The organism is Micromonospora lutea, assembly GCF_016863535.1.
GTDB lineage: Bacteria > Actinomycetota > Actinomycetes > Mycobacteriales > Micromonosporaceae > Micromonospora > Micromonospora lutea.
The window spans coordinates 75,308-86,864 of record NZ_BOPB01000003.1 but is presented as its reverse complement, the minus strand read 5'-3'; the positions used below and the strand labels follow the sequence as shown (position 1 = coordinate 86,864).

At 72.1% G+C, this 11,557-nt stretch carries 11 protein-coding genes; 4 read left to right on the top strand and 7 right to left on the bottom strand.

Going from position 1 to position 11,557, the window contains the following annotated elements; translation table 11 throughout:
- The first annotated feature begins 96 nt into the window (after window positions 1-96).
- Window positions 97-576: a YbjN domain-containing protein gene (locus Vlu01_RS04165; protein ID WP_203993970.1), complete on the top strand. Its 480-nt coding sequence runs from the start codon at window positions 97-99 to the stop codon at window positions 574-576.
- Window positions 573-2,231 (top strand): type III secretion system chaperone family protein, encoded by a 1,659-nt coding sequence (locus tag Vlu01_RS04160; RefSeq protein ID WP_373307271.1) that lies wholly within the window; start codon window positions 573-575, stop codon window positions 2,229-2,231. The genes Vlu01_RS04165 and Vlu01_RS04160 overlap by 4 nt, the downstream gene beginning before the upstream one ends.
- A 52-nt stretch (window positions 2,232-2,283) precedes the next feature.
- On the opposite strand, the gene Vlu01_RS04155 is transcribed toward Vlu01_RS04160, so the two are convergent.
- From Vlu01_RS04155 to Vlu01_RS04130, 6 genes are all read right to left on the bottom strand, one after another.
- Window positions 2,284-3,468 (bottom strand): S1 family peptidase, encoded by a 1,185-nt coding sequence (locus Vlu01_RS04155; protein WP_203993967.1) that lies wholly within the window; start codon window positions 3,466-3,468, stop codon window positions 2,284-2,286.
- 166 nt (window positions 3,469-3,634) lie between these two features.
- A complete protein-coding gene (locus tag Vlu01_RS04150; RefSeq protein WP_203993964.1) occupies window positions 3,635-5,326 on the bottom strand; it encodes a ribonuclease J in 1,692 nt (563 codons plus the stop codon).
- Window positions 5,327-5,378: 52 nt separating this feature from the next.
- Window positions 5,379-6,305 (bottom strand): 4-hydroxy-tetrahydrodipicolinate synthase, encoded by a 927-nt coding sequence (gene dapA / locus Vlu01_RS04145; RefSeq protein ID WP_203993961.1) that lies wholly within the window; start codon window positions 6,303-6,305, stop codon window positions 5,379-5,381.
- A 79-nt stretch (window positions 6,306-6,384) separates the two neighbouring features.
- Window positions 6,385-7,128 carry an FAD-dependent thymidylate synthase gene (gene thyX / locus Vlu01_RS04140; protein WP_203994482.1) on the bottom strand — a complete coding sequence of 248 codons (744 nt, stop codon included), beginning with the start codon at window positions 7,126-7,128 and terminating at the stop codon, window positions 6,385-6,387.
- Window positions 7,129-7,238: 110 nt separating this feature from the next.
- Window positions 7,239-7,775 (bottom strand): DUF2752 domain-containing protein, encoded by a 537-nt coding sequence (locus Vlu01_RS04135; protein ID WP_239095697.1) that lies wholly within the window; start codon window positions 7,773-7,775, stop codon window positions 7,239-7,241.
- Window positions 7,776-7,831: 56 nt separating this feature from the next.
- A complete protein-coding gene (locus Vlu01_RS04130) occupies window positions 7,832-9,061 on the bottom strand; it encodes a winged helix-turn-helix domain-containing protein (protein ID WP_203993955.1) in 1,230 nt (409 codons plus the stop codon).
- A gap of 78 nt (window positions 9,062-9,139) precedes the next feature.
- Here Vlu01_RS04130 and Vlu01_RS04125 point away from each other — a divergent pair, with 78 nt between their 5' ends.
- A complete protein-coding gene (locus Vlu01_RS04125) occupies window positions 9,140-9,694 on the top strand; it encodes a GNAT family N-acetyltransferase (protein WP_203993952.1) in 555 nt (184 codons plus the stop codon).
- On the opposite strand, the gene Vlu01_RS04120 is transcribed toward Vlu01_RS04125, so the two are convergent.
- Window positions 9,590-10,879 (bottom strand): glycosyltransferase family 87 protein, encoded by a 1,290-nt coding sequence (locus Vlu01_RS04120; protein WP_203994479.1) that lies wholly within the window; start codon window positions 10,877-10,879, stop codon window positions 9,590-9,592. The two genes, Vlu01_RS04125 and Vlu01_RS04120, sit on opposite strands and share 105 nt — an antisense overlap.
- A 35-nt stretch (window positions 10,880-10,914) precedes the next feature.
- Here Vlu01_RS04120 and Vlu01_RS04115 point away from each other — a divergent pair, with 35 nt between their 5' ends.
- Window positions 10,915-11,496 (top strand): GNAT family N-acetyltransferase, encoded by a 582-nt coding sequence (locus Vlu01_RS04115; RefSeq protein WP_203993949.1) that lies wholly within the window; start codon window positions 10,915-10,917, stop codon window positions 11,494-11,496.
- Window positions 11,497-11,557: the final 61 nt, after the last annotated feature.

Sequence of the window (11,557 nt, the reverse complement as noted above, 5' to 3'; positions counted from 1 at the left end):
GTGCCGGGTGATTGGCCGGTCATCCTGGTCGCTCCGCGTGTCGCAACGCGGTACCCGCCGCCTGCCGTGATATCCGCCCTCGCAAGGGAGTGTCCGATGGGGTCGCCGGAGTTCGAGGACCGTACCGGCGACCCGCTGGCGGGTCATCCGTCGACGCTACGGCCGTTGACCCGTGATCTCATCGCCGCCGTGCTGGCCCACCGCGCACCCGCGGTGACCTGCGACGCCGACGGCGCGCTGGTGGGCAGGTGGGCAGCGGGTCACATCTGGTTCCTCCGGGCCGGAGACGCCGGAGAACTGCTCCAGGTACGCACCGTCGCCACCCACGCCTTCGCGGTGGAGGAGGTGCCGCGGCTGCACGAGTTCTGCAACACCTGGAACCGTGACCGGTACTGGCCGAAAGCGTTCGTGCACGTCGACGACGCCGGTCAGGCCCGGGTCTGCGGCGAGGTCATCACCGACCTGGAACGGGGTGTCACACCGCACCAGTTGGACCGGCTGCTCGACCGGGGCATCTCGGCCGGCTGCCTGCTGGCTGACGAGGTGGGCCGGCTCGTGGGAACGGCGCGCCCGTGACCGGGCCGACCCTGGGCGGTGGCAGAAGCCGTGGCCGGGCACGCATCAGCGGCCGGGCAGCGGACGGGGTACGCGTCGACCGGCGGCTCACCACCGCCCTCGCCGACGCCCGCGACATGCCCGACGGTGAGGTACGCGTCGGCGAGCTGGAACGGGTTGCCGCCCTCGCCGGGGCGGACGGCGATCGGCGGACCGCACTGGACGCCTGGTCCGAGTTGGTCGAGACGCACCTGCGTGGCGGCGAGCGGTGGCGGCTGTTCGAGCCCGTCCAACGATGCCTGGACGTGACGGGGCCGGACGACGACACGCTGCGCCACTACCGGCGGTACGCCGTCGAGGCGCTGCTCGGCACCCCTCGCATCGGCCTGGACCAGGCGCGCGGCGTACTGGACGGGCTCGCCGGGGAGACCGGCGAGGTGAACGCGGCGCTGGTGGCACAGCTGCGGTGCCGGATCGCCGATCACGTGGGCGACGAACCTGCCGCCCGACGTTGGCTGGCACGATGGCGGGCCGCCGCACCCGATCCGGCCGCCGGTTGCCCCGACTGCCTACCCGTACGGCAGGCGGAGCTGCTGGCCGGCTGGGGTGACTGGGCTGCGGCGCTCGACGTGCTCGATCCCCTGCTCCACGCACCGGCCGGCTGCACCGCTCAGCCGGAGGCGGCCCTGACCGCGGCGCTGCTGCCCTGGCTGCGGGCAGGCCACGCGCAGCGGGCGGGCCACGCCCACGTGCGGGCGTACCGGCGGCACCGGACGGAACCGGGCGGGTTCGGGTACCTCGCCACCCACCTGCGCTTCTGCGCACTGGCAGGGCATCCGGACCGCGGTTTGGAGATCGTCGTCGAGCAACTGCCTCGGCTGGACCACCCGCACGAGGATCTGTCCGTGCTGGAGTTCGCGGCGGCGGGCGCGCTGGTCTGCGCACTGGTGGGCGAGACGGCCCCCGATCGAGTGGTGCGCCGGCCGGCGTACCGTGGGCGACCGGCCGCCGAGGTGAGGGTGAGTCAGCTCGGGGCCGAACTGCTCGCCGTGGCGACCACGCTGGCCGGGAGCTTCGACGCCCGTAACGGCACGGGGCACCAGTCCGGCCGGATCGCCGCCTGGCTCGCCGAACGTCCGCTCGCCTCGGCGGTGCCGTTGCCTACCGACGAGGATCTCGGACCGGACGGGGAGCCCGGTTCGGACGGGGTGCCGGGTTCGGACGGGGTGCCGGGTTCGGACGGCGGGACCGTCGAGTTGGCCGTGGACGAGATCGGCACGCTGACCGTGGCCATGATCACGGACGCGCTGGACCGGCGGGGTGACGGGTACACCGTGGACGCCGCCGGCACGGTGCTGGGGCGCTGGGGCGAGGCGGTGATCCAGTTCCGGCGGGCCGGTGACCGCCACGACATCCTGCACGCCCGGGTGGTGGCCGGACGTCGACTGGTGGCGACCCGGCGCACCGAGGCGTACGCCTTCTGCAACGCCTGGAACCGGGATCGGCTGCTGCCCAAGGCGTACGTGCACGATCCGGGCGACGGCGAGCTGGTGCTGGCCGGCGAGGTGACGACCGATCTGGCGTACGGCGTCGCGCCGGATCAGGTCACCGTGCTGATCGATGCGGCGGTCCGCACCGGTGTCGCGTACGCGGAGGCGGTCGCTGCCCTGCCCTGACTCCCACGCGCTCCCGGCCGGGTCGGGACATCCACCCGGCCGGGAAGGCGGATCAGCGTCGGCTGCCCAGGGCGCGGAAGTTCTGCGTGGTGAGCAGGGTCAGGTTGTTGCGCTGGAGGATCTCGTTGACCGGCTGGTAGAACGTGGTGCCACCGCGGGCGCAGTCACCCGATCCACCGGAGGTCACGCCCTGCGCCTGGTTGCCCGAGATCCACGATCCCCCGGAGTCACCCGGCTCGGCGCAGACGTTGGTCCTGACCAACCCGCCGACCAGTCCCTGCGGGTAACGGACGGTGGCGTTGCGGGCCTGGACCGTGCCGCACCTGACTCCGGTGGTGGAGCCGGAGCGGCAGATCGACGAGCCGACCGGCACCTCCTGTGAGCCGGCCACCCGGGCCACCCCGCCCCGGAAGTCGGTTACTTCCGGCAGCACCCTGGTGTTGTTGTTGACCTGCACGAAGGCCCAGTCGTCGCCGGGGAACGACGAGGCTCGGAAGACGCCCTGTGGCGCCCGGTCGGCACCGGTGGTGCGGTCACCGACCCGCCCACAGTGGCCTGCGGTGACGAAGCCACCAGTCACCGCGAAGCCGACCGAACAACGGCCGTTGCCGATGAAGAAGGGCTCGCCGCCGCGTACGTCGGCGAAGAGCCGTGGCTGTTCCTCGGTAGCCATCCGCACCGCGGATCGCGGCACGCCGGCACGGGCCACGAACCGCCAGCCGGCAGCTTCGGCACCCGGCTCCGCGAGAACCACGAGGGTGTTCGACGCGACGTCGACGTACCAGCCGGAGACCTGCTTGGCGCGGGCGGCGGTCCGGTCCATCCGGCTCTTGAGGGTGTCGAGCTGGCCGACTCCCCGCTCGACCACCTTCGGTACCGCCCCGGCGGCCCGGACCCGCTGTGCCTGGGCCGCGTTGGCCACCGCCACGTTGAGTTCGCTGCCGTCGGCGCTGAGCCAGCTGCCGCCGTAGGCCGCGCCGAGGTCCGACCGGAGCTGGTCGACCACACCGGAGGCCCAGCGCTCGGTCTTCAGTCGGGCGGCCACCTGCGACTCGTTCAGCCGTAGGTCCCGCCGCATCGCCTCGACCACCTCCGGGTCGGCACCCTCCACCGCGCCACCGGTCGGCGCGCCGACCGGCGCGCCACCGTCACCGGCGAACGACGGCAGGGCGACGGCCGCCGCCGCGCCCAGGGCCGCCACCACGACACCGATGGCTGTCAATCGTCTGCGGTCCATCCGCCATGCTCCTCCCGGCGGGCGTGGGTACGCCTGCCGGCCCGGAGTACGGGCAAAAGGCTCGAACGGTTGAACTCGAACGTCGACTAATCGATGTACTGCCGCCGATGGGCCACCATCTGGCGGGTCTGGCGACCCAGCGGCATCGGTCTGCTACTCGCGGTGTTCAGACCTCGACGACAGTGGGCACGATCATCGGGCGACGACGGTAGGCGTCGTTGACCCAGCGACCCACGGTGCGCCGGACGATCTGCTGGAGCTGGTGCGGATCGCTGATCCCGTCCGCAGCCGCCCGGTTGAGCGCCTCGGTGACCAGCGGGATCACCGCGTTGAACGCGCCCGGGTCCTCGGAGAAGCCCTTGGCCGAGACGGTGGGACCGGCGACCACCTTGCCGGTGACCGAGTCGACCACGACGGTCGCGGCGATGAAGCCACCGTCGCCGAGGATGCGCCGCTCGGTGAGCAGTGACTCGCTGACGTCGCCGACGGCCAGGCCGTCGACGTAGACGTACCGGCTCTTGACGTGGCCCACCAGGCTGGCCCGCCCCTCCACCAGGTCGACCACGTCGCCGTCCTCGCAGAGCACCACCCGGTCCGCCGCCACGCCGGACTCGATGCCCAGCCGGGCGTGCGCGCGCAGGTGCCGCCACTCACCGTGCACCGGCATCAGGTTGCTGGGCCGGACCACGTTGAGCAGGTAGAGCAGTTCCCCGGCCGGAGCGTGTCCGGAGACGTGCACCTTCGCCACGTCCTTGTGCACGACCACCGCGCCGGCTCGGGCCAGCCGGTTGATGACGCGGTAGACGGAGGTCTCGTTCCCCGGCACCAGCGACGAGGCGAGCACCACGGTGTCACCGGGTGCGATGGTGATGTGCCGGTGGTCGCCGCTGGCCATCCGGCCGAGGGCGCTCATCGGCTCGCCCTGCGAGCCGGTGGACATCAGCACGATCTGCTCGGGCGGCATCGAGGTCGCCTCGTCGAGCCCGACGACCAGGCCGGGCGGGATGTTCAACAGGCCCAGATCCCGCGCAATGCCCATGTTGCGGACCATCGACCGGCCGATCAGGGCGACCTTGCGGCCGTGCTCGGCAGCCGAGTCGAAGACCTGCTGCACCCGGTGTACGTGCGAGGCGAAGGAGGCCACGATGATCCGGCCCCGGGCCTTGGCGAAGATCGAGTCGAGGACCGGGCCGATCTCCCGCTCGGGGGTGACGAAGCCCGGGATCTCCGCGTTGGTGGAGTCCGACAGCAGCAGGTCCACACCCTCAGCGCCGAGCCGGGCGAAGCCGGCCAGGTCGGTGATGCGGCCGTCCAGCGGCAGCTGGTCCATCTTGAAGTCGCCGGTGTGCAGCACCAGCCCGGCCGGGGTCCGGATGGCCACCGCGAGCGCGTCGGGAATCGAGTGGTTCACGGCGAAGAACTCGCACTCGAACGGGCCGAGTCGCTCCCGGCCGCCCTCCCGCACGGTCAGGGTGTACGGCTGGATGCGCCGCTCGGCCAGCTTCGCCTCCACCAGCGCGAGGGTGAACTGCGAGCCGACCAGTGGGATGTCCGGCTTGTGCGCGAGCAGGTAGGGCACCGCGCCGATGTGGTCCTCATGGCCGTGGGTCAGCACGATCGCCTGGATGTCGTCGAGCCGGTCGAGGATGGGACCGAAGTCCGGCAGGATCAGGTCGACACCGGGCTGCTCCACGTCGGGGAAGAGCACCCCGCAGTCGACCACCAGCAGCTTGCCGTCGTACTCGAAGACGGTCATGTTCCGGCCGATGGCGCCGAGCCCCCCGAGCGGTATGATCCGCAGTCCGCCCTCCGGCAGCGGCGGTGGAACCTGGGCCTCCTCGTTGTGCGCCTCGGTCACGCGTTCACCTCATTCTGCGACGCCGTCACCCGGCGTCCGTCGTGTCGTTTGATCATTCGGGGAGCGGCAGGCCCGCCGCCGCGCAGTCGGCGCGCAGCTGAGCGATCTCGCCGTCGGTGGCGGCCACCAACGGCGGTCGGACCGGCCCGGCCGGCAGGCCCTGCACCGCCAGGCCAGCCTTGACCAGGATCACACCCTGGGTACGGAAGATCCCCGTGAACAGCGGCAGCAGCCGGCGGTGCAGTGCCAGCGCGGTTGCCGTGTCCCCCGTGTCGTACGCCTCGATCATCCGCTTGGTCTCGGCGCCGGTGAAGTGCGTGGAGGTGCCCACCACACCGACGCAGCCGACGGCGAGAGCGGGCAGGGTGAGTGAATCCTCACCGCTGTAGTACGCCAGCTCTGCCCGGCTGGTCACCCAACTCGTCGCCGTCAGGTCGCCCTTGGCGTCCTTCACCGCGACGATCCGGCCGTGCTCGGCGAGCTGGACCAGGGTCTCGGTCTCGATCGCCACACCGGACCGGTGTGGGATGTCATAGAGCATCACCGGCAGCCCGGTGGCGTCGGCCACCGCGGTGAAGTGATGCAGCAGACCAGCCTGCGGCGGCTTGTTGTAGTACGGCGTGACCACCAGCAGCCCGTGCGCGCCGGCCTTCTCCGCCGAGGTCGCCAGCTCGATGGTGTGCCGGGTGTCGTTGGTGCCAACCCCCGCCACCACCCGGGCCCGAGCACCGACGGCCTCCACCACGACCCGGATCAGGCTCTCCTTCTCGGCGTCGGTGGTGGTCGGTGACTCGCCGGTGGTGCCGTTGACCACCAACGCGTCGTTGCCCTGCTCGGTGACCAGATGATCCGCCAGCTGTGCCGCGCCGTCGAGGTCGAGCGCCCCGTCAGCGGTGAACGGGGTCACCATGGCCGTGAGCACCCGACCGAACGGACGGGATGCCGTTCGGACCGGAGCGTCAAGGTGGTCGTGCGTCATGGTGACAACCTATCGGACGGCCTACGGCCGGCCATCGGGGAAGGGCCTCACCACCCCCGGGCGTGCGGCCCTACGCCGTTCAGGAGGCCTGGGCGTGCGGGCTCTGCGCCACCTCCGTGCCGTCGGGCAGCGTGGAGATGGTGAAGTCGGCGAAGACGTTCGGCGCGACCCGCTGCAACTGTCGCAGGCACTCCACCGCCAGCTCGCGGATCTCCACGTCGGCGTGTTCGGTGGCACGCATACCGATGAAGTGCCGCCAGGCCCGATAGTTGCCCGTCACCACGATGCGGGTCTCGGTGGCGTTCGGCAGCACCGCCCGGGCCGCCTGGCGGGCCTGCTTGCGCCGCAGCGTCGGGTTGGTCACGTCGGCGAAGCGACGCTCCAGCCCCTCCAGCAGCTCGTTGTAGGCCCGTACGCTCGCCTCGGCGGCCTCGACGAAGCGCTTGTGCAGTTCCGGGTCCTCGGCGATCACCGTCGGCTCCACCATCGCGGCGTCCCGCTCCGGCACGTACCGCTGGGAGAGCTGGGAGTACGAGAAGTGCCGGTGCCGGATCAGCTCATGGGTGAACGAACGGGACACACCGGTGAAGTAGAAGCTCACCGAGCCGTGCTCCAGCACCGAGAGGTGGCCCACCTCCAGGATGTGCGCCAGGTAGCCGGCGTTCGTGGCGGTCGCCGGATTCGGCTTCTTCCAGCTCTGGTAGCAGGCCCGCCCGGCGAACTCCGCGAGCGCCTGCCCGCCGTCGGCGTCGGTCGACCACGGGACATCCTCCGGCGGATCGAAGTGAGTCCACGCGATGAGCTTGACCTGGGGCTGCACCATCTCCGGCATTCCTGGGACTGTACTGGACCGGGCAACGGGCAACCGGCAACGGGCGGGCGCGACCGGCCGGACCCGTCCCGACCGGACCGAGGACCGTGAAGGCAGCGGCACTAGACGTAGAGGGCGGTGAAGGGCGGCCAGGGGAGGTTGCGGATCACCGAGAAGGCGAACCAGGCGGCGAGGAACCCGCCGACCAGCTTCGGGCCGACCCGCAGCTCGGGCAACCGCCAGCCGAACGCCTGCCGGCCCGCCCAGGCGATGAAGAGGTACGCCAGGAACGGCAGCGCAAAGACGAAGAGGAAATGGTGCCGGGCCGCGGCCGGCAGGTCGGCGTGCAGCACGTACCAGAGGGCACGGGTGCCGCCGCAACCCGGACAGTCCAGCCCGGTGGTGAGCTTGAGCAGGCAGGTCGGCAGCGCGTCGGGTGCCGAGCGGGTGGGATCGCTGAGCAGCGTGTAGCCGATGCCGGCAGCGACACAGCCGACCGCGGCCAACGGCACCACCCAACGCGGCGTACGCGCGTGGAGCCGCTGCACGAACCGGGTGAACCGGTCCGACTCGACCGGGTAGCCGCCGGGTGGTCCGGCCGGCCAGCCGCCCTGCGGTGCGCCACCCGTCGAGCCGCCATGTGAATGGTCGGTGTGCAGGTCAGCGTGCGGGTGCGGCTGAGCAGCGTCGGATCGGTCAACGCTCGTCACGAGCCTCACCGTACACCGGCCACGCCCACCAGCGCGGCGGCCAGCGGCGCCGCCAGGTCACCGGCGGCGGGTGGCGCCACCGTGTCCAGGCCGAGCCAGCCGGCCAGGCGGTACAACTCCGCGGCGAGGGCGACCGCCGTCTCCCCCGGGTCGACGTCCGGCTCGACCCAGGCGGCCGGCACGAGCAGCACCCTGGCCTTGCGGTCCGCCTTGAGGTCGACCCGGGCGGTGAAGCGTTCACCCTGACGGAACGGCAGCACGTAGTAGCCGTACACGCGTTGCCGCGCGGGCACGTAGATCTCGATGCGGTAGCTGAGGCCGAACAGCCGCTCGGTGCGGGCGCGTTCCCAGATCAACGGGTCGAAGGGGCTCACCAGGCCGTTGCCGCGTACCCAGCGAGGTAGTCGGGCCTCGGCGTGCAACCAGGCCTGCTGCCGCCAGCCCGGCACGGTGACCGGTCGCAACCGACCCGCCTCGACCAGCTCGGCGATGGCCTGTCGGGCACCGGCCACCGGGAGCCGGAAATAGTCCCGCAGCTCCGGCTCCGCGGCCACCCCGAGCGACCGGGCCGCAATGCCCACCAGCGTGCGGTACGCCTCCGCGTCGGTCGGCGTCGGCGTGTCCAGCACCGCTGCCGGCAGGACCCGCTCCGGCAGGTCGTAACGACGGGCGAAGGAACCCGTGCGTTCTGCCGCGCACACCTCGCCGGCCCAGAAGAGGTATTCCAGGGCCTGTTTCACCGCCGACCAGTTCCATCCCCAGTTGCCGGTTTGGCGGGGCCCGTCGTGCTCGATCTCCGCCGCGGTCAGCGGCCCACGGGCAGCCACCTCGTCGCGCACCCAGGCGACCAGGCCGGGTTGCTCGGCGACGATACGGCGCATTCCACCCCAGGCGTCGGTCTGCGCCCGGGCCATCCGCCAGCGCAGCGCCGGATGCAGGGTGACCGGCACCAGCGACGCCTCGTGACCCCAGTATTCGAAGAGGTCGCGGGGGCGGCGGTAGGCGGCGGAGTCGAGCAACCCGGTCGGGTAGGGCCCGAGCCGGCTGTAGAGCGGCAGGTAGTGCGCCCGTTGCAGCACGTTCACCGAATCCATCTGGATCAACCCGACCCGGTCGAGCACCCGACGCAGGTGCCGGCGGGTGGGTGCCCCGCTGGGCGGTGGGTCGGCGAAGCCCTGCGCGGCCAACGCCACGCGGCGGGCCTGGGCGAGCGAGAGCGATTCCGGTGTGGCCATCGCAGGCAGGCTACGACAGGCGTACGACATCGGTGCGGACGCTGGACCTGCCGCCCCTGGCCGCCTAGAACTACTTCCATGCCCAGCATCCGCCGCGAGGAGCCCGACGACGCCGAAGCCGTCGCCCGGGTGCACGTCCGCGGCTGGCAGACCGGTTACGCCGGAATCATGCCGGACGAGGTGCTGAACCGGCTCAACCCCGTCGCCTGGGCACAGCGCCGCCGGGCCCTCGGCACCGCCGACCCGGACCACCCGTTCACCACGCTGCTCGCCGAGGAGGACGGCGCGCTCGTCGGGTTCACCACCTTCGGGCCGTACCGCAACAACCAGGACCGGGGCGACCTCGACCCGGCGTACGGCGAGGTGGTGAGCCTCTACGTCCTGCCCGCCCACTGGGGTGACGGCACCGCGCGGGCCCTGTTCGCGGCGGCCCGGGCGGGCCTGCGGCAGCGGGGCTGCACGGAGTACCGCCTCTGGGTGCTCGCGGACAACGACCGGGCCCGCCGGTTCTACGAGCGGGCCGGGTTGTCACCGGACGGTGAGCGGTCGACCTATCCGGTGCCGTTGTCCGGCGGACGGCCGGCGATCGGGCTGGTCGAGCTGCGGTACAGCGGTCGGCTCGACGGCGACTGAATCCGACGGTGACCGGGATGCGGCCGGGCGGCACACCGGCAAAAAGGCCAGCAGCGCCAGGCTGATCCAGACGTAGGTGTTGCTGAACAGGAAGCCGTCGAGGCCGGTGAAGTCCTCCTCCCAGGCCCAGACGATCCGGCTGATCAGGAACGCGTACCCGATGGCCGCGCAGCCCAGCAGGACCCGTCGCCGGCGACCTCCCGCCGGCGCGGCCATGCCCCGGTCCACCAGCAGCAGCAGGCCCGGCAGCAGCCAGACCAGGTGGTGCACCCAGGTGACCGGGCTGACCAGGCACATCACCGCACCGGTCAGGGCCAGGCCGGTGGCCTCGTCGCCCGCGGACGCCGCGACCCGGGACCGCCACACCCAGAGCACCAGCGTCACGGCCACCAGCAGCAGCCAGGCAACCGTGCTGGGGCTCTGCGGGTCGAGCCGGGCCACCACGCCCCGCAGCGACTGATTGGAGACGAAGGCCAGCTCACCGACCCGGCCGGTGTTCCACAGCGCGCTGGTCCAGAACTCCCGGGAGGCGTCCGGGAAGAGCGCGGCGGCGAGCAGGGTCGCGGCGGTCGCAACCCCCGACGCGGTCACCGCCGCGCGCCAGCGTCGCGTCACCAGCAGGTAGACGATGAAGATGCCCGGGGTGAGCTTGATCGCGGTGGCCAGGCCGATGCCGATCCCGGCCCACCTGCTGCCGCCTGGCAGCAGCCGGAGCAGGTCCACCGCGACCAGGAAGAGCAGCAGCGTGTTGACCTGACCGAAGTTGATGGTCTCGCGCATGGGTTCATAGGCCGCGACCAGGCACAGCGCCACCGCGAAGGCGAACCAGCGGGTCCAGCCGGCCCGCCGCGACACCGGATCCAGCAGCCACCAGATCAGCACCGCACTGGTCGCCACGCCGGCGGCCACGCTCACCACGATCGCCGCGTGCCAGGACAGGTACGCCATCGGCAGCATCACCAGGGCAGCGAACGGTGGGTAGGTGAAGCCGTACTGGGTGCCGGGCTTGAGGTAGTCGTAGATCTCCCCGCCGTCGTGCACCCACCAGACCAGGGCGCCCCGGTAGACGTGCAGGTCGAAGAAGCCGTGCCGGACCGCCGCCACGGACAGGAACCCGGCCACCGCGACGGCGAGCACGACCACCGCGGCGACCTGTCCGACCGTCCGCCTGGCACCCTGCGCCACCGTCGCCTCCCTCACCCTGCGTAGGCTGTCGTCCCATGAGTCTCGGGTACGTCCGCCCGGCGCGTCCGGAGGACGCCGCCGAGATCGCCCGCATCCAGCTCGCCACCTGGCGGGTCGCCTACCGGCGGCTGCTGCCCCGGGACGTGCTGGACGACCTCGATGAGGCGTCGCTGGCCGAGCGCTGGGACGCCGCGGTGCGCCAGCCACCCAGCGACACCCACCGGGTGCTGGTCGCCGTCGAACAGGCCGAGCAATCGTATCTGGTGGGCTTCGCCGCCTCCGGTCCGGTCGACGCCGAGGCGCTCGCTCCGAACGAACCGGCCGACGCGCTCGGCGCGGACGTGGTGGCCGTGACCGACCTGCTGGTCGAGCCCCGGTGGGGTCGGCGCGGGCACGGTTCCCGGCTGCTCGCCGCCAGCGTCGACCTGTGGCGGGAGTCCGGCTTCGACCGGGCGGTGGCCTGGGTGTTCGAGGGCGACCAGGCGTCCCGGAAGTTCCTCACCACCGCCGGCTGGGAGCCCGACGGCGCGGGACGCGCGCTGGACGTCGACGACATGCTGGTCCCCCAGCTACGCCTGCATGTCGCGGTCCCCACCGAACCGCCGCCGGCCGGCTGACCGGCGGCAGCCCACGCACCCGGCGTATGTCGGCGCGGCCGCGTACGTGGCCGCACGGCCC

Excerpts from the sequence above, each read along its gene's own strand:
- Vlu01_RS04155 (WP_203993967.1), bottom strand. The coding sequence starts at position 3,468 with ATGGACCGCAGACGATTGACAGCCATCGGTGTCGTGGTGGCGGCCCTG.
- Vlu01_RS04165 (WP_203993970.1), top strand. The coding sequence starts at position 97 with ATGGGGTCGCCGGAGTTCGAGGACCGTACCGGCGACCCGCTGGCGGGT.
- Vlu01_RS04130 (WP_203993955.1), bottom strand. The coding sequence starts at position 9,061 with ATGGCCACACCGGAATCGCTCTCGCTCGCCCAGGCCCGCCGCGTGGCG.
- Vlu01_RS04115 (WP_203993949.1), top strand. The coding sequence starts at position 10,915 with ATGAGTCTCGGGTACGTCCGCCCGGCGCGTCCGGAGGACGCCGCCGAG.
- thyX (WP_203994482.1), bottom strand. The coding sequence starts at position 7,128 with ATGGTGCAGCCCCAGGTCAAGCTCATCGCGTGGACTCACTTCGATCCG.
- dapA (WP_203993961.1), bottom strand. The coding sequence starts at position 6,305 with ATGACGCACGACCACCTTGACGCTCCGGTCCGAACGGCATCCCGTCCG.
- Vlu01_RS04125 (WP_203993952.1), top strand. The coding sequence starts at position 9,140 with ATGCCCAGCATCCGCCGCGAGGAGCCCGACGACGCCGAAGCCGTCGCC.